This window comes from Bacillus sp. FS02, from assembly GCF_024398395.1.
In the GTDB taxonomy this organism is placed as follows: Bacteria; Bacillota; Bacilli; order Bacillales; family Bacillaceae; genus Bacillus; species Bacillus altitudinis.
This window is the reverse complement of sequence record NZ_CP074101.1, coordinates 1444697-1462684: the sequence shown is the minus strand read 5'-3', so window position 1 is coordinate 1462684 and position 17988 is coordinate 1444697. Positions and strand designations below refer to the sequence as shown.

Below are 17988 nucleotides of genomic sequence, written 5' to 3'. Positions count from 1 at the left end.
TTTGGGTTCGATTAAATGATCAAATCTACCTCATATTTGTGCGAACATTACTAAAATAAAGACTTTGAGACAGTGACCATAGAAGGAAGCATATTTATTATAAAAGATGTATAATTAGTAGGTTGTTTTGAAAATGGAATGAATCACATGGAGACATGTTTTGATAACAGAGCATCTTAGAAGAAGGAGGGCATCATTGTGGATGTTGGACAAAATCAGCCTGATCAATTGAAAAGGGCGATGACCTCCCGCCATTTATTTATGATTTCACTTGGCGGTGTCATTGGGACAGGCTTTTTCTTAGGAACGGGCTATACGATTGGACAAGCAGGGCCAGTCGGAGCTGTTCTTTCATATATTGTGGGCGGATTGATCATGTATTTAACCATGCTGTGTCTTGGGGAGCTGTCGGTTGCACTTCCTGTGTCGGGGTCGTTTCATACGTATGCGACGAAATTTGTCAGCCCGGCAGCGGGTTTTGCTGTCGGCTGGATTTATTGGCTCGGCTGGGCGGCAACGGTCGCCCTTGAGTTCTTATCAGCAGGACAGCTGATGAGGCGCTGGCTACCGCAAGTAGATGTGTGGATTTGGTGTCTCATATTCGGACTCTGTCTTTTCTTATTAAATGCCCGGTCAGCGAAAGCGTTCGGGGAGTCGGAGTTTTTCTTTTCTACCATTAAGATTATTGCAATTTTACTCTTTATTGGCGTAGGCGGAGCGGCGATGTTTGGGTTTATTGATACAACGAGCGGTGAACCCGCCCCTTACTTCAGCCATTTTGTGAATGATGGGCTGTTTCCAAATGGTCTGCTTGCTGTTGTGGTTACGATGATCACGGTGAATTTTTCGTTTCAGGGAACAGAGCTGATCGGGATTGCGGCAGGAGAAAGTGAAAACCCTGAGAAAACCGTTCCCCGTTCGATTCATCAAACCGTATGGCGTACACTTGTCTTTTTCGTCTTATCTATTTTCGTCTTAGCCGGTATGGTGCCTTGGAAGGAAGCCAGTGTGCTGCAAAGTCCATTTGTTACTGTGTTTGAGAGAACGGGCATTCCTTTTGCGGCAGACATCATGAACTTTGTCATTATTATTGCTTTATTATCTGTTGCGAACTCTGGCTTGTATGCATCGACGAGAATGCTGTATTCCTTATCGAAGGAAGGAATGGCAGGAAAAGCATTTAGACGCGTCAATCAGCGCGGTATTCCGATGAATGCCTTACTGCTCACTTTCCTGTTTACAGGGATTTCGCTGTTTTCCGGTTTTTTTGCAGAGAAAACGGTATTTGCCTGGATCGTGTCCATTGCCGGAATGAGTGCCCAGACAGGCTGGATCACGATTACATTATCACAGCTTCTTTTCCGTAGAAAATATTTGAAAGCAGGCGGAAAACTGGAAAACTTAAAATTTAAAACGCCTCTTTATCCGGTGCTGCCAATCATTGCGATTACACTGAATACCATCGTGTTGGTCAGCCTTGCCTTTGATCAAGAGCAGCGCATCGGGCTATATGTCGGCGTACCGCTCATGATCATTGGATATGTTGTCTACCATCGCTATGTGAAAAAGCATCAGGCACAAAGTGAGCCGCTGAAGCTGCAAATCCGCGGAGATGATGAGATCCGGTTTTAAGATCAAAAAAACACTAAATATGTGAGTATGAGATATTTTAAAACACCTCTGATATAAATCTGAAGGTGTTTTTTTCTTGTGATCAATTAGGAAAATGTCATATTCAAACAATCTATTGGACTTAATAATTATTGAAATAATGGATCGGGGAAATGGTGATCTTTAAGAATAATAGATTAAAATAACCTTAAAATTGTAAAATATTCTTGATTTTACCAAATAAAAAAATTAATATTATATTGTATTTTGAAGAACAGCAGTTAGGAGAGAATAAAGTGTTTGTCATTAGTAAAATTGAGAATAAATTAATGTCTGGCCTATATAAAATGGGATCTTATTTAAATGAAAAACATAAGAACGTTATTCAAAATAAATGGATAGTATGGGTTATTATTTTAATAGCATTACTTTCTGGTATTGCTTATGCATTTTATTGTACAAGTAAAGGCTACAGTTTCTCAGGTAAAGTTAAGTGGAACTGGCCAAAAGTTTGGGATATCGGGATAGGTTGTAACGCAAAATAAATTAGTCTTAGGCTGTTCTTCAAAATCTCTATTATTTAAATATAGGAATGATAAATATGATCACTATAAATAACTTAGAAAAAAACTATAATGGTAGCCCCGTTCTGAATAACTTAAGTATAACGTTTGATTCTAAAGGAATCGATATCATTGTTGGAGTAAATGGATCAGGGAAAACTACACTTCTAAATTGCATATGCGATATAACTTCCTTTCAAAAAGGAGATATAAAAATTAATTCTGTTAGCAGAAAGGAAAAAGAAGCAAAACTTAAAATGTTCTATATACCATCTGACTTTTATTTGCCTGAATATTTGTCAGGCAATGAATATGCTGATTTTATTTTTAGGAGATATAGGGATATAAATAAGAAATTATTTGAGTTTATTACTGAAATGTATCATCTGACACCATTTTTAGATGAAAAAATTAGTAATTATTCTTATGGTATGAAAAAGAAATTACAAATAGGGATTGCTTTGGCTTTAGAAGTTGAATATGTATTGGCGGATGAAGTATTTAATGGACTCGATTATGAAAGCTATTTATTGACAGAGTATTTAATAAAAAAATACTCTGCACTTAGAAAATTCATCTTAATTTCACATAACATGGATTTTATTATGCGTAACGAACAGGCCAATGTTTATTTACTGAGCAAAGGCACCTTGAGCACTATTAAGAATGTTGGAGAAATTGAAGGGATCGTAATAAATAATGGAGAATTACAAAAATACTATGAAAAAATTGATGGATTCGTTTCTCGTAACAAAAGTCTTACTTAATGAGATTTGTCATAATTTATTATCAAATAATATTTTCAAAAAAAGGCATAATAGATATCTGTTATTAGGTATTATCTTAGCTGTTTATATTATGTATTTCTATTTAAATATGTCTGAATTAAATAAAATTTTTATAAATAGGAATGAAGTTTCTAATGAATTGAGAAACTCGCTGTTCTCTAGTCTAACTAATATGATCATTATTATCACTGGTGTTATTTATTTAATTGTAACCCTATCCTTCTCCCTTACAAAAAAAATGCAATTTCTGCTAAAGATCCTTCCTTTTGAAAAAGGGAGTATATGGTTTGGTAGCGTTATTTTCAAACTATTATTAAGTTATTGGTCTTTTTTAATTGTTTTCGCAATAATGATCCCTATGTTGAGGTTATTCCACTATAGTATAGGATTAAATTTTTTAATCTTGATATATTGCCAGATTTTATTCGTTGCAAGTATCTGTTTTTATTATTTAATTTTTTATTCTTTAAGTAGCCTTGTTAGATTAAATTTTTTTAATATAAATAATGGGTTATTAGTGTTGTTTCTTTTCCTTTATTATTTCTCTTTTCGTTTTAGAATTGACATGAAATTTCAGACATTTAATATGATTGTTGACCATGCCTTAGTGGTTAAGTTCATGCTTATTTTGTGTATTTTAATTGCTTTATTTGTGCTATGTATCCATTATCTACACACAAAGATTGATAATGATATATATACTTCTAATGATTTTTATATTTTAAAACTGCCTTTTAATATGAAAATGAATAAATTAAATTTAATTATACTCGGAACTATTAGGAGTAAATTAACCATAAGGCTTTTAGGTGTAGTATTTCTGGTCTTTGTATTATCCCTTTTTGATACTAAAAATATTCTCATTTCATTGACTACACTTGCATACATATATCCTATTATTTCATTTTCATCTATTAGATATTTTAATACAACTGTATCATATCGCAAAATGAATTCATTTTTTGGGATAACTTCTTTAAAAGAATCTTTTATTACAACATTTATGAATTTCATAATCAATTTACCACTTGTAATCACATCATTGATATTATCAGGTGATTTCGTAAAAAGTCTCTATTACGGTGTCATTTTATTTGAAGCAGGGCTGATAATGAGTATTATATTTCCGAAAAATAAGAGTTCTTTAAATGAGTTCTCTGCTTCTGTACTATGTATTGTAATGGCTGTAGGACTTTACCTAATTTCAAATAGTGTGCTTATTTTTGTCTCTGTATACTTGTTGCTATTCTCAGTTAAATATTATTTGTTGGAAAGGAGTTATTTAGATGAGGCTGCCTAGGTGGATTTTTTTAGGTACAATTTTGTATTTAGTTGCTTTTTTAATTGATTATATAACGACTCTTTTTTCTATTGATGAGACTGGCGTATATATGTCAAAATTAGGACTGAAAATTGATATGACAATGAATGAAGAAGAATTGTATACGAATTTTTCATTTACATCTCAAATTTTAATTATATATGTTATATATATTCTCTTTATTGTTGCGCTATTTGCTATTATCAAGTCTAAAAAAACAACGAAATAAAGTATGGAAAACCTGATTTTATTTATAAAAGGGTTTATTCTTTTTTATCTTATATTGATGAGTGTGCTTATTATCCATGAAGCTATTCATTTGTTGTTGATAAAAAAATTTCGAAAGAAGATATTAGGGATGAAGCTTAATTTTTTTGGAGCTAGCGTTACATACCTAAATGATAAAGAATATCTTCATATTTTTATCATTTCAGTAGCACCTAATATTATTTTGCCGATTAGTGGAGGGATCTTATTATACTATGATATCAGCATATACTGGAATGCATTTGCATTTATTTGTATATTAAACCTTGTGAATTTGTTCCCTTTTACTGCCGATGGATCCATCATATTATATTCCATAATGAAGATGCTGAAAAAATGAAGGATTATTATAAAAAAAGCAAAAACTGGACATGATGTACTCATGTCCAGTTTTTTATTAATGAACGCCTTTCATCGCTTTCTTAATCACTGGTGTCAGTAATAGCATTACAACGCATAAAACGATGGCCAGCAATCCGATGATACCGAAATAGACGGTTTCTGGCACTTTATCAAACAGTTTGACTACTTGCGCATTGATCGCCTGTGCCATCGCATTTGAAAGGAACCAAAGGCTCATCGTTTGTGCTGAGAAGGCAGCAGGTGCCAGCTTTGTTGTCGCTGACAGTCCAACTGGTGATAAGCAGAGCTCTCCGATCACGACGAGGAAGAAGCTCAGAACGAGCCATAATGGGCTCACAAGTGTGTTCGGACCAGACATGTATGCAGGAATGATCATGATGATGAAGGATAATCCTGCAAACAGAAGGCCGAGTGAGAACTTAATCGGGGTAGACGGCTGTTTCTTGCCAAGTCTGACCCATAACCAAGCAAACACTGGAGACAGCAGCACAATAAAGATCGGGTTCAATGATTGGAACCACGAAGACGCTAGTGTCATCCCAAGGAAATTCAAGTTTGTTCGTTGATCTGCATATGTGGCTAAAATATTTGAGCCTTGTTCTTGAATGGCCCAGAACATCACCGCAGCTAGGAACAATGGAATATAAGCGAGTACCCTCGACTGCTCCACTGCACTCGTTTTTTGACTAAAATACATCACAATAAAATAAACAATTGGAATCAGCACACCAAGGACACTGACAAACCAAGTGAATAGATTAATCGTGAGCGCTCCTGTTTGAATACCGATGACAGCAAAAACAGCAAGTACAATCACGATCAATGTACCGAAAATTTTGAAGTTCTTGCGTTCAGCAGCTGATAGTGGATTTGTGACATAAGTGCCGGCAAGTCCAAGATTCGGCTTTTTCGTGATGACAAACGTAATAAGTCCAACAAGCATACCAACGGCAGCGAGTGAGAAACCAAGGTGGAAATTCACTTTTTGACCGAGTGTTCCGACAATTAATGGGGCGATAAAACCACCCATGTTGATCCCCATATAGAAAATACTGAATCCAGAATCCCTGCGAGGGTCTGTTTTTGTATATAGGTCACCGACTATGTTTGAGACGTTCGGCTTTAGGAGACCTGTCCCAATAATAATCAGCCCCATACTAATAAAGAGCGCTGTTGCACCGCTAGGTAGTGCCAAAATGACATGACCAAGCATAATGAATACCCCGCCATAAAAGACCGTACTGGATGAACCAAATACCCGGTCGGCGAGCCATCCGCCAATAACTCCTGACATATAGACAAGCGCACCATAGACAGACATGATCGAATTAGCGGTTGTCTGGTCGAAGCCAAGACCGCCTTTTGTCACCTCTGTGTACATATAATAAATAAGCAGTGCACGCATGCCATAATAAGAAAAACGCTCCCAAAATTCAGTGAAAAACAGTGTGTAAAGTCCTTTAGGATGTCCAAAAAAACCTTTTTGAGGAACACTTTTAACAATTTTATCGTGGTCAATTGTAGACATGGCATAGATCCTTTCTTAAAAAAAGAGATATGAGAAAAATGATATTCTTGTATAGTTCTTGTGTCAATATAAAACTATTCTAAAACAGGAAAATGTTAGTTCAATAGGCGTAAAGACTCAAAAAAATGAAAAATTCGCTCAAGTGAAAATCATCGGAAAGTTATTCCAGAAGAATTTATATAAAATTTGAAATATCGTACAAGCAAACCTTTTCCACATGCATAGGATGACAAGAGGACATGTGTAAAAAGGAGGGGTTTTCATTGGGGGATGTAAATGAATCTGATCTGAAGAAACCCATTGTCAATGTATTAGACTTTGGCGTGATTGCTGACGGGAAAACGGACTGTACAGCGAAACTGAACGAATGCCTGGAATGGACAAAAGCACAGGGCTACTCCCACGTCTGGCTGCCGAGTGGAACGTATCTAATAGATGCGGTGTACAGGGGGGATCAATTTTTTCCTTTTCGTAATGCCGGTATACGAGTACCAAGTCATATTTGTATTGAAATGGCATCAGATGCCGTTATCAAAGTGAAACCAAATGATTCGTGGGGATATGCAGCCTTTTATATTGGAGAGGTAGAGCATGTGACCATTCGGGGCGGGCGGATTGAAGGCGATCGTGATGAGCATGTGTACAAGGTACTCCCGCCAGAAAGAAAAACACATGAATGGGGCTTCGGTGTGTGTATTGAAGGTGCTTCCCATGTGAATATCGATCGTGTTCAAATCAACAATTGTACGGGAGACGGCATCATTGTCAGTCCGCACGGTTTATTGACCCATATCGAATCGTACTCGCCTGCTTCGTCTATTCATATTTCTGGCTGCACCATCACTGACTCAAGGCGAAACAATATGTCTATTACAGGCTGTGATGGTGTCATTGTGGAAGACTGTTTGCTTGAAAGGGCAGGGGTAAATGGTGTCGAGCCAAAAATGGGCATTGATATTGAAGGATACGGAGAAAATGCGACCAACTTGGAGGAACCGCTGAATATTCAGATTCGAAACAACATAGTCAGAGGCGGCGCAGCCAGCTCTATCTATAATTTCAATGGCTATGGTGTGATCATTGAAGGTAATCAAACGGACAGCAGTATCTCCTATGGCTTCGCCACTGAAATGATCATTGCGAATAATTTGATTCGTGCAGCGGGTGGGGGCGTGACAAAAGCAGGGATTACGAGCTTAGGCGTGCCGCTTGATCAATCGGAAAACAATGTGATCATTATTGGCAATATGATTGAAGGGTTTGAAAAGGGGATTGATGTGAGGGGAGACAGCGTGCACATCACAGGTAATAAAATCAGTCTTTTTGAAGATGCGGCTGTGTCTGTCTATATGGCCAATCGTATTTTAATAGAAGGAAATCATATTGAGTCAGGGACAAACACACGGCTTAGAAGTACATCGCTGCGTATTTATCAATCAGACAGCATTGTCTTTTCAAACAATACCGTCTACTCTGTCATCGATGCGGCGATGGTCAGAGGAACGAATATTCTCATTCAGCATAATCAATTCAAGGAATTCAGCCGAGGGATATGGGTGCAGGAGGGAGAAGCGGGGATCAACGGCAATCACTTTATTCAAGAAGGACATTCACAGCTCGCATCTTCGTATACAATCAGCGTGACAGGAAATGCAAAGGCTTTCATATGGCAGAATCGTTTTAAGCACTATCAAAACTATGCCGTCTACAGCAATACGACCGCTCCTTTAGAGATTAAAGACAATTCCTTTGAAGAAACGTCCTTATATGTGGTGATGTATATTAAAAATGGCTCACCTCAAATTGGAGATAACCGCTTTTATTTAAATCGTTCGATCGGACAGCCGACAGCCGTTTTTCTTGATGAGGTTGTCTCAGCACGTGTGCTGCGGAATAACATCATTAATCTCTCTCCTCAAAAAGCGATTGCCGTCCGCACCGTATCTTCCACTCATTCGGTGATTGCCCATAACGTACTAGAGCGCAGTCAATTGATGACACACTCCACGGACCGGCTCATCGGAAATATTGAAATTGATCCGCCGTAAACGCCTGTAAATCCCTTTTTTTGGAGGTTCAGAAGGCGGTTGACAATCATGTAAAAAGGGCATATAGTAATAATTATTTTTCATTTTTCACAACATTTGCCCTTTTTTTATGGATAAAACCGATTAATTCAATCAGAAAAATGTATCTTGTAAAATAATAACTTGATACAAGGAAGATATAGAAAGGATGAAGAACAAGTGTCACAGCCGAAACGGAAGCTCAAGCTAGGCGTATTCATCGCGGGAACTGGACATCATGTCGCCTCTTGGAGACATCCGAAAGCAGTACCAGACGCAGCGATGAATCTTGATTACTTTAAACAATTAGCGAAAAAGGCCGAGGAAGGGAAGCTGGATTTGCTCTTTTTAGCCGACAGCTTATCAATTAATCATACATCTCATCCAAATGTATTAACGAGATTTGAACCGCTCACCCTGCTTTCTTCGATTGCAGAGTCTACCTCAACAATTGGTTTAGCAGCAACAGCATCAACTACATACAGTGAGCCATTCCATATTGCGAGACAGTTTGCCTCACTCGATCATTTATCAGGCGGACGAGCAGCATGGAATGTGGTCACATCTTCTATTGAAGAAACAGCGAAAAATTTTAGCGGAGAAGAGCATTTAGCGCACCACAAACGATACGAACGAGCTGAAGAATTCGTCGATGTCGTCAAAGGTCTGTGGGATTCTTGGGAAGAGGACGCACTTATCAGAAACCAAGAAACAGGAGAATTCTTTGAGTCTAGTAAGCTTCATGAGCTGCAGCACAAAGGTGAATTCTTCTCCGTACGGGGTCCGCTTAACGTATCACGCACCCCTCAAGGACAGCCGGTGATCATTCAAGCAGGGTCTTCTGAAGATGGTCAAAAGCTTGCGGCTAAAACGGCTGAGCTCATTTTCACGGCACAAAACGATCTCGACAAAGCGAAGGAATTTTACCAAAGCTTGAAGGGAAAAGTAGAGGCTGCTGGACGAGCGAGAGAGGATGTCAGCATCATGCCGGGCATCTTCCCAATCATTGCCGATACAGTAGAAGAGGCAAAAGCGAAGTATGAAGAATTACAAGAGCTGATTGTTCCAGAGATCGGCCTTAGCATTTTACAAAACTACTTAGGGGGTATTGATCTTTCGCAGTATCCACTAGACGGACCGCTTCCAGAGATTGATCCAAGCGCGTCAAATGCCGTGAAAAGCCGCTTTGACCTTGTGATGAATATGGCGAGAAAGGACAACCTGACCATTCGCCAGCTCTACCAATCTGTTGCAGGGTCCCGTGGGCACCATATCTTCATTGGAACACCTGAGCAACTAGCAGATGTGATGGAGACATGGCTCGTTGAGGAAGCAGCCGATGGTTTTAACGTGATGCCGCCATTATTGCCAGAAGGACTTGATGCCTTCGTAGACCGCGTCGTTCCGATCCTTCAGGAAAGAGGCCTGTTCAAAACAGAATACACAGGACAAACTTTACGAGAAAATCTCGGATTAAAACAGCCAAAAAATCGCTACACGACATAAAGGTGAGGTGACTAACGTTGGGATATACGTTTCGTCTGGCAACTGAGGATGATATAGAAGCGTTGCTTGAACTGACAACAAGAGCCTATGAACCGATTCGTGAGCTCGGCATCCAGTTCCAAGCAGCACATGCAGATATCGCCCTCGTTCAGAAAAATGTACAAAAGAACCTTTGCTATGTAATGGAAGAAAACGGAGAGCTTCTCTCCACCTTATCACTCCGTATGCCTTGGGGAGAACAGCCAGGACCATTCGGCGTTCCGCATATATGGTGGTTTGCTTCAGAACCAGCGGCAAAAAAAGGCACAGGCTCAGCCTTGCTTGAGTGGGTTGAAACGGAAGTGCTAAGGGACACACTAAAGGTACCGTATGTCTCTCTCGGTACAGCTGATAAGCATCCGTGGCTCATGGACATGTATGAGCGTAAAGGCTATGTCAGAGCAGGTGAAAAGGATCTAGGCAAAGGCCATATCACCATTTATTTTAAAAAACAATTACGATCAGATATTACACAACCATAAGAGGAAAGAAGGGTGTACAAACATGAAAAACAAAAAGTGGCTAGTTGTTTTATTTGCGGCAATGCTTGCGGTGTTAGCGGCATGCGGCGGGGGTAATCAGAGTGAAGGAAAAGACGAGAAAGTGCTTAAAGTGGGCGCTACAGGCCAAAGCTATCCATTTGCTTATAAAGAAAACGGCAAACTAGTAGGATTTGATGTCGAAGTCACAGAAGCCATTGCGAAAAAGCTAGGCTACAAACTAGACTGGCAGCTGAGTGAATTCAGCGGACTGATGGGCCAGCTGACATCTGGGAAGCTGGATACTGTATCAAACCAAGTTGCGATTACAGATGAGCGTAAACAAACGTTCAACTTTACAGATACGTATGCATACGCAGGAACACAAATCATTGTCAAGAAGGACAACAAGGACATTAAAGGACTTGACGACTTAAAAGGAAAAACGGTGGCGGCTGTTCTTGGCTCAAACCATGCCAAAAACCTAGAGAGCAAAGACCCAGACAAGAAAATCAACATCAAAACATATGAAACACAAGACGGTGTCTTAAATGAAGTTGCAAATGGCCGTGTAGATGCTTACGTCAACGGACGCAGTGTCTTGTTAGCTCAAATTGAAAAAACAGGACTTCCACTCAAAATCGTCGGCAACCCAATCGTATATGAAGAAGTCGGCTACCCATTTGCCAAAGATGAAAAGCACGACAAGCTAAGAGAAGAATTCAATCAAGCGATCAAAGAATTAAGAGAAGACGGAACACTGAAGAAATTGTCTGAGAAATATTTCAAAGACGATGTCACAGTGCCGATTAAAAAATAACAACAGCGGCGGTGAAAAGCAGACATGAATCACATTGATTGGCAGTATATGGTGACGGTTTTTCCAACCTTGATTCAATACTTGCCGATAACGATCTTCATGGCGATTGTCTCCATGGTATTTGCCATTATCATTGGTGTGGTATTCGCGCTTATAACGAAAAACCGGATACCTGTCTTATACCAATTTGCCAAGCTGTATATTTCTTTTTTCAGAGCGGTTCCAACTTTGGTTCAGCTCTTTCTCATTTATTTTGGTCTTCCGCAGCTATTCCCTGCGATGACCTCAATGGATGCTCTAACAGCGGTCATTATCGGTTTAAGTATTAAAAACTCAGCGTACTTAGCAGAAATTTTTAGAGCGGCTCTTAATTCAGTGGATGAAGGGCAGCTTGAGGCCTGTTTATCTGTCGGCATGACAAGATGGCAGTCTTACGTCAGAATTATTTTCCCGCAGGCCGTCAGAAATGCCATTCCAGCGACGGGGAATACCTTTATTGGTCTTTTAAAAGAAACATCGCTTGCCTTTACCATTGGGGTGGCAGAAATGTTTGCGCAAGGGAAAATGATTGCATCGGCCAACTATAAGTACTTTGAAACGTATTTAGCGGTTGGCATTGTGTATTGGGTGCTCACCATCATTTATAGTTTCCTGCAAGACCTATTTGAACGAAAAATCAGCAAACCTTACCGGAATTAAGGAGGTGTGGACATGATCAAGCTCACCAATTTGAAAAAATCATTCGGCGACCTTGTCGTCTTAGACGGAATTAATCTTGACGTGCAAAAAGGGCAGGTTGTGGCCATTATCGGACCTTCTGGCTCCGGTAAATCAACATTGCTGCGCTGTCTAAATCTATTAGAAACGCCAGATGAAGGTACGATTGAAATTGGCGATGCGAAGCTGAATGCGTCTAAATATACACGTAAAGAAGCCCATCACCTGCGTCAGCAAACGGCCATGGTGTTTCAAAACTATAATTTATTCAAAAACAAAACAGCCCTGCAAAACATTACAGAGTCACTGCTTGTGACGAAAAAAATGACAAAACAGCAGGCAAATGAAATTGGTATGAAGCTATTGAAACAAGTAGGGCTAGAACAAAAAGCTGACAGCTATCCGGTCACACTATCCGGCGGTCAGCAGCAGCGAATCGGGATTGCCCGTGCGTTAGCGGTCGATCCACATGCGATTTTGCTGGATGAACCAACGTCAGCACTAGATCCAGAGCTTGTTTCAGGTGTGCTTCAAGTGATTAAATCCATTGCCATTCAAGAAACGACGATGATCATCGTGACACATGAAATGGCGTTTGCAAGAGAAGTAGCAGATCATGTGATTTTTATGGCAGATGGTCATATCATTGAGCAGGGAACGCCAACCGAACTATTTGACGAAACGAAGAATGAACGAACAAAACGATTTATCCAAAAAGAAGCAGCGGCTGAAGAAGCATAAGCTGCTTTTTACTCTTTAGAGGGGTGAGTATCAGTGAAATCATTAGGAAATCAAGCTTTAAACAAACGTTTAATTAACATACGCCGAGCGCTTCATGAGCATCCAGAGCTGGCATTTGAAGAATATGAAACGACCAAAAAACTACGAGGCTGGTTAGAAGAGGAAGGGATCACTGTACTCGATTTTCCAGATCTTCAAACAGGGGTCGTTTGTGAAATCAAAGGAGAACAAGAGGGACCAACGATTGCTCTGAGAGCCGATATTGACGCACTTCCAATTGAAGAAGCATCTGGCGAACCATTTTCTTCAAAGATACAAGGAAAAATGCATGCATGCGGTCATGATTTCCATACCGCTTCGATTTTTGGTGCGGCCGTCCTATTAAACGAACGGAAACATGAGCTCAAGGGAACAGTGCGCATTTTGTTCCAGCCGGCTGAGGAAGTGGCGCAAGGAGCGAAACACGTCATAGAGGCAGGCGTCTTAAATGGAGTGGATGCGATATTTGGTATGCACAATAAACCTAACCTGCCAGTTGGCACCATCGGGATAAGAGAAAAAGCATTAATGGCGAGCGTCGATCGCTTTGAAATTGACATTCAAGGAACGGGTGGTCATGCTGGAATTCCAAATCACACAATTGATCCGATTGCCATCAGCGGTCAGATCACAAGCGCCCTACAGCAAATTGTCAGCCGCCGCATTAGTTCTTTGCATCATGCGGTTGTCAGCATCACACGTATTCAAGGTGGCACATCATGGAATGTGATACCTGATCGCGTCGAGATGGAAGGGACCGTTCGGACGTTTGAACCTGAAGTGAGAGCGATGATTCCAGATCTCATGAAACAAATCGTGAGCGGTATCGCAGAAGGGTTTGGCGCAAAGGCAGATGTGAAATGGCATCCGTATTTGCCTTCTGTGATGAATGACGAGCGTTTGACAAAGGTTGTGGAAGAAACGGCAGGAGCGCTTGATCTCGCAGTAGTAGAGGCAGAGCAGTCACCAGGCGGAGAAGACTTTGCCCTTTACCAAGAGCGCATTCCAGGCTTTTTTGTCTGGATGGGGACGAGCGGTACCGAGGAATGGCATCACCCTGCCTTTACGTTAAATGAAGAGGCAATCCCAGTCGCTGCTGCTTTCTTCTCCGAGCTTGCGGTTCGGGCGTTGGAGTCAAGAACATGGAACTAACGAAACAGCTCGCAGAGGAAGTGCTCTCTGCTGATCCGTTGCAAGATCAACAGGCCATTCAAATGGCTCGAAACGGTTTGTTAGACGCTGCGGCAGCAGCGCTTGCTGCAAAAGAGGATGAAGGGATTCAGAAGCTCATGGCGCTGGTGGAACAAGAAGGCGGCGCGGCTCAAATTCCCGTCATTGGACAAGGGAAGAAGGTCAGCCGTCAATCCGCAGCCATGCTAAATGGCTATCTGATTCACGCCCTTGATTATGATGATGTGCATTCTGATGTGAGAGGACACCCAAGTGCAGTGATCATTCCGGCCTTGCTTTCCCAGCTGACCAACGGGGAGGCGTACGGTGATCGATTTCTAGCAGCCTACATTACTGGCGTCGAAGTGATGGCAAGGCTAGGTGAATCCATCGGTAAGTCGCATTATGAGCGGGGCTGGCATAATACCGGAACGCTCGGAGCCATTGCAGCGGTCTGTGCGATTGGTTATTTGAAACAAGTTTCACAGAAAGAGCTGGCGAAAGCGATCGGCTTTGCTGGTGCGCAATCAGCTGGAATGCGAAAGCAGTTTGGGACTGATATGAAACCATTACAAGCTGGACTCGCCGCTCAAACCGCCGTATGGTCCATGGATTTAGCTTGCTCAGGTTTTGGCGGGAGTGAATCGCTTCTAGATGGGGAGCTGGGCTTCTTTTCTCTCTATGGGGATCAGAAACTGGCGGAAAGACGTCTGCTAGAGGACTATGGCACTGCATGGCGTATCGTGTCGCCAGGTCTATGGTTTAAAGTGTATCCGTTCTGTTCAGCGGCGCATCATGCAGCCGATGCGATCGAGTCATTAGTACAAGAACACTCTTCCTTACAGGAGAAGATCGTACAGGTCGACGTCATGTTTCCGCCTGGCGGAGATGCCGCACTCACGGAGCGGACACCTTTGACGGGAGAAGAGGGACGATTTAGTGTCGAGTATGTCATCGCACTAGCAGTGTTTGGACAACCTTTATCACTGGATGCTTTTACGAAAAAAACCATTTCACCAGAGCTGCGGACATGGATGAAGCGGGTGAATAGAGTATATGATCAAACGATAGAACCCCATCCAGACGCAGTGCCAAAAGGACGTTTTACGATTGTAAAGCTCACCTTATCTGACGGCACCACCATCAGCAAACGAGTCGATATCCCTCGGGGAGCACCAGGCTGTGCGTTATCGACAGAAGACATCATACAAAAGCTAAGCAGCGTCACCAGCACATCACAGGCAAAGCAGCTTTTACAGGCGGTTGAAGAGGGGAATGACGCTGCTTACTTGCAACTGCTGGCATGACAAGGAAAAGGGCTCATCAATCAGATGAGCTCAGCGTGTAGACAAACCCTCGCATTCTTTGTCAGTTCTGCGTGCTGGTGCTCACGAATGTCAAATTCGCTCCGCGCCAGTACTCGTCCTTCCTAGACTGCAAAGATTTTCTATCACGCTGAAAAGAAGACAAAGGACTAAAATCAAGTTCATTTTAGCCCTTTGTCAACAATTTGGGCTCATCAATCAGATGAGCTTTTTTTCATAACAAAAATCAATGCGGGTCACCTCGACACCCAGCTCCATCAAAAAGTATGAATAAAAGATGACCAAAGCATGATAAGTTCATGAAATCGTATCAATCCAATTGAGATTTGAGAAGGAACATGTAAAATAAAGCTACATAAAGAAAAACAAAGGCAACAGCGGAGGCTGATGATGAAAATATTAATGATTGAAGATAACCAGAGTGTTTGTACAATGACGGATATGTTTTTTCAACGAGAAGGGTTTCAAGCGGAATTCGTCCATGATGGATTAGAAGGATTGAATCGATTTAAGCAAGAGGAGGATTGGGATCTGCTCATCTTAGATGTCATGCTTCCTTCAATGGATGGACTGACCATTTGTCAAAAAGTACGCCAGATTAGTGATGTTCCGATTATTATGCTGACAGCAAAGGAAACGGAATCTGATCAGGTGCTGGGCTTCGATCTTGGGGCAGATGATTATGTGACAAAACCCTTTAGTCCGCTCACCTTAATGGCAAGAATCAAAGCAGTGAAACGACGTTTTGCTCAAACAACATCTACTGAAGAAGGAGCGAAAGAGGACGAACGGCTGGAGACTGAACATTTTCAGTTAGATAAAAAAACGAGAGAAGTGTTTCTAGAGGGGAAACGGATCGAAAATTTAACGCCAAAGGAATACGATCTGCTGTGCTTTTTTATACAGCATCCTCGGCAAGTATTTTCACGAGAACAATTGCTTGAGCAAATTTGGGGATACCAATTTTATGGTGATGAACGAACAGTTGATGTTCATATTAAACGGTTGCGCCAAAAAATCGGAGACGGACCTAAGCCCTTTCTGTATACGGTATGGGGCGTAGGGTATAAGTTCGATGAAGATTAAATATTTTTACCAGTTGCTGATTAGTCACCTTGGGTTATTGCTCATTGCCATCATTATTATCAGCACCTTGATGTCTCATTTTGTGAAAGATATTGCTTATCAAAATAGGGTAGACGAAATGAGTTCGTATGGGAATGAAATTTTGGAGAATTTTAAACAATTGTCGAAAGCCGAGATGAACTTCCGTTTGCGTCCATTTGAAGACATTCTTTCGACGAGACAAATCCGTTTTTTCGTCTTTGATGAAAAAGGGACTGTGCTATCTCAGCAGCAAGAGATGCCGCCGCATGAAGCGTTACTCACAAAAGATTTGTGGGCCAAGCTCGCAAAAGGAGAAGAAATTATTGTCAAGCGAAGTGATTCACGCCGGCTTGATCAAGAAGCATCACTTGTGGCACTTCCTGTCATGGAAGACGGAAAGCTGAAGGGCGGGGTGGTGCTCATAGCTCCTATTCAAGGAGCAGAAGAGCTGATTGCTCAAATGAATCGGTATTTATATATCATCGTGTTTGTGGCATTGACGATTACCTTTATTCTCAGTCTGTTTCTGTCGAAGTTCCATGTGAATCGTATCAAAAAACTGAGAGAGGCAACTGAGAAAATTGCGCATGGTGACTACAACATTCATCTTGAAAACAAACACCTTGATGAAATTGGTACACTAGGTGAGGATTTTAATATGATGGCCAATCGTCTTCAACGGTCAAGAGAGGAAATTGACCGGCTCGAAAAGCGTAGGCGACAATTCATTGCGGATGTGTCTCACGAATTGAAAACACCGCTGACGACCATTCGAGGATTGGTCGAATGGCTGAATACTGCGGATGTGCCGGCAGAAGAGAAAGAGAAATGCTATGCGCTCATCACTGATGAAACAAAACGAATGCTTCGTCTCGTCAATGAAAATATGGATTATGAGAAAATCAGGTCGAATCAAATCACCCTTCAAAAATTTCACTATCCACTCATTGATACGTTTGAAGTGATTAAGGAGCAGCTGAGCCGAATGGCTGAAGAGAAAAACAATCAGCTCATGGTAGAGGTTCACCCTGAACAAAAGGTATACGCAGATTATGACCGGCTCATTCAAATTCTCGTCAACATCACAAAGAACGCCATTCAATTTACAGAAGGCGGCCGTATTTCTTTGAGAGGGAAAGAAGAGAATGGGGAAACGATCATTGAAGTAGAAGACACGGGAATCGGCATTGCACCTGAAGAAGTCAAACACATTTGGGAACGTTTTTATAAAGCGGATATTTCGAGAACGAATACACCATATGGAGAATACGGACTTGGATTGTCGATTGTCAAGCAGCTTGTGGACTTGCATGACGGACAGATTGATTTAAAAAGCGAAAAACATAAGGGAACAACATTTATCATTCGTTTACCGCTACCACAAGAAAAGGGCTAAACTCCGTTTAGCCTCAGCGTGTAGACAAACCCTCGCATTCGGTGTCAGTCCTGCGTGCCGGTGCTCACGAATGTGAAATTCGCTCCGCGCCGGTACTCGTCTTTCCTAGGGCTGCAAAGGTTTTCTATCACGCTGAAAAGAA

15 protein-coding genes are annotated in these 17988 nt (G+C 41.2%); 14 read left to right on the top strand and 1 reads right to left on the bottom strand.

All coding sequences use genetic code 11. The annotated features are described in order from the left end of the window. Window positions 1-240: 240 nt before the first annotated feature. From KFQ09_RS07540 to KFQ09_RS19525, 4 genes are all read left to right on the top strand, one after another. Window positions 241-1632 carry an amino acid permease gene (locus KFQ09_RS07540; protein WP_370648323.1) on the top strand — a complete coding sequence of 464 codons (1392 nt, stop codon included), beginning with the start codon at window positions 241-243 and terminating at the stop codon, window positions 1630-1632. Window positions 1633-1907: 275 nt separating this feature from the next. Then, window positions 1908-2156: a hypothetical protein gene (locus KFQ09_RS07535; RefSeq protein WP_125590129.1), complete on the top strand. Its 249-nt coding sequence runs from the start codon at window positions 1908-1910 to the stop codon at window positions 2154-2156. 56 nt (window positions 2157-2212) lie between these two features. Then, on the top strand, window positions 2213-2941 hold the full coding sequence (locus tag KFQ09_RS07530; protein WP_164511650.1) for an ATP-binding cassette domain-containing protein: 729 nt from the start codon (window positions 2213-2215) through the stop codon (window positions 2939-2941). Window positions 2942-4515: 1574 nt separating this feature from the next. Beyond that, window positions 4516-4890 carry a metalloprotease family protein gene (locus tag KFQ09_RS19525; RefSeq protein WP_125590137.1) on the top strand — a complete coding sequence of 125 codons (375 nt, stop codon included), beginning with the start codon at window positions 4516-4518 and terminating at the stop codon, window positions 4888-4890. Window positions 4891-4947: 57 nt separating this feature from the next. Here the strand turns inward: KFQ09_RS19525 and KFQ09_RS07525 are convergent, their stop codons facing one another. Continuing rightward, a complete protein-coding gene (locus KFQ09_RS07525; RefSeq protein WP_255836174.1) occupies window positions 4948-6441 on the bottom strand; it encodes a peptide MFS transporter in 1494 nt (497 codons plus the stop codon). Between the two features lie 263 nt (window positions 6442-6704). Here KFQ09_RS07525 and KFQ09_RS07520 point away from each other — a divergent pair, with 263 nt between their 5' ends. The 10 genes from KFQ09_RS07520 (at window position 6705) to KFQ09_RS07475 (ending at window position 17846) form a co-directional block, all read left to right on the top strand. Next, window positions 6705-8489, top strand: coding sequence for a right-handed parallel beta-helix repeat-containing protein (locus KFQ09_RS07520; RefSeq protein WP_255836173.1), 1785 nt, complete (start codon window positions 6705-6707; stop codon window positions 8487-8489). A 198-nt stretch (window positions 8490-8687) separates the two neighbouring features. Beyond that, window positions 8688-10013, top strand: coding sequence for an LLM class flavin-dependent oxidoreductase (locus KFQ09_RS07515; protein ID WP_017358528.1), 1326 nt, complete (start codon window positions 8688-8690; stop codon window positions 10011-10013). Window positions 10014-10030: 17 nt separating this feature from the next. Continuing rightward, window positions 10031-10534, top strand: a complete 504-nt coding sequence (locus tag KFQ09_RS07510; protein ID WP_007498165.1) for a GNAT family N-acetyltransferase — start codon at window positions 10031-10033, stop codon at window positions 10532-10534. A 22-nt stretch (window positions 10535-10556) separates the two neighbouring features. Further along, the gene (locus KFQ09_RS07505) at window positions 10557-11351 is read left to right on the top strand and encodes an amino acid ABC transporter substrate-binding protein (protein WP_007498164.1); all 795 of its coding nucleotides are present in this window, start codon (window positions 10557-10559) and stop codon (window positions 11349-11351) included. Between the two features lie 24 nt (window positions 11352-11375). Beyond that, window positions 11376-12050, top strand: coding sequence for an amino acid ABC transporter permease (locus KFQ09_RS07500; RefSeq protein WP_007498163.1), 675 nt, complete (start codon window positions 11376-11378; stop codon window positions 12048-12050). Window positions 12051-12062: 12 nt separating this feature from the next. Beyond that, window positions 12063-12809: an amino acid ABC transporter ATP-binding protein gene (locus KFQ09_RS07495; RefSeq protein WP_007498162.1), complete on the top strand. Its 747-nt coding sequence runs from the start codon at window positions 12063-12065 to the stop codon at window positions 12807-12809. A 33-nt stretch (window positions 12810-12842) separates the two neighbouring features. Then, window positions 12843-14000 (top strand): amidohydrolase, encoded by a 1158-nt coding sequence (locus KFQ09_RS07490; RefSeq protein WP_060780763.1) that lies wholly within the window; start codon window positions 12843-12845, stop codon window positions 13998-14000. After that, window positions 13991-15325 carry an MmgE/PrpD family protein gene (locus tag KFQ09_RS07485; RefSeq protein WP_255836172.1) on the top strand — a complete coding sequence of 445 codons (1335 nt, stop codon included), beginning with the start codon at window positions 13991-13993 and terminating at the stop codon, window positions 15323-15325. The genes KFQ09_RS07490 and KFQ09_RS07485 overlap by 10 nt, the downstream gene beginning before the upstream one ends. A 408-nt stretch (window positions 15326-15733) precedes the next feature. Continuing rightward, window positions 15734-16429 carry a response regulator transcription factor gene (locus KFQ09_RS07480; RefSeq protein WP_046527591.1) on the top strand — a complete coding sequence of 232 codons (696 nt, stop codon included), beginning with the start codon at window positions 15734-15736 and terminating at the stop codon, window positions 16427-16429. Beyond that, window positions 16419-17846 carry a sensor histidine kinase gene (locus KFQ09_RS07475; protein ID WP_007498154.1) on the top strand — a complete coding sequence of 476 codons (1428 nt, stop codon included), beginning with the start codon at window positions 16419-16421 and terminating at the stop codon, window positions 17844-17846. Before KFQ09_RS07480 ends, KFQ09_RS07475 begins: the two co-directional genes overlap by 11 nt. Window positions 17847-17988: the final 142 nt, after the last annotated feature.

Bases quoted from the DNA above. Each gene is read 5' to 3' on its own strand.
- KFQ09_RS07500 (WP_007498163.1), top strand. From the start codon at position 11,376: ATGAATCACATTGATTGGCAGTATATGGTGACGGTTTTTCCAACCTTG.
- KFQ09_RS07495 (WP_007498162.1), top strand. From the start codon at position 12,063: ATGATCAAGCTCACCAATTTGAAAAAATCATTCGGCGACCTTGTCGTC.
- KFQ09_RS07505 (WP_007498164.1), top strand. From the start codon at position 10,557: ATGAAAAACAAAAAGTGGCTAGTTGTTTTATTTGCGGCAATGCTTGCG.
- KFQ09_RS07480 (WP_046527591.1), top strand. From the start codon at position 15,734: ATGAAAATATTAATGATTGAAGATAACCAGAGTGTTTGTACAATGACG.
- KFQ09_RS07475 (WP_007498154.1), top strand. From the start codon at position 16,419: ATGAAGATTAAATATTTTTACCAGTTGCTGATTAGTCACCTTGGGTTA.
- KFQ09_RS07485 (WP_255836172.1), top strand. From the start codon at position 13,991: ATGGAACTAACGAAACAGCTCGCAGAGGAAGTGCTCTCTGCTGATCCG.
- KFQ09_RS19525 (WP_125590137.1), top strand. From the start codon at position 4,516: ATGGAAAACCTGATTTTATTTATAAAAGGGTTTATTCTTTTTTATCTT.
- KFQ09_RS07525 (WP_255836174.1), bottom strand. From the start codon at position 6,441: ATGTCTACAATTGACCACGATAAAATTGTTAAAAGTGTTCCTCAAAAA.
- KFQ09_RS07540 (WP_370648323.1), top strand. From the start codon at position 241: ATGACCTCCCGCCATTTATTTATGATTTCACTTGGCGGTGTCATTGGG.
- KFQ09_RS07530 (WP_164511650.1), top strand. From the start codon at position 2,213: ATGATCACTATAAATAACTTAGAAAAAAACTATAATGGTAGCCCCGTT.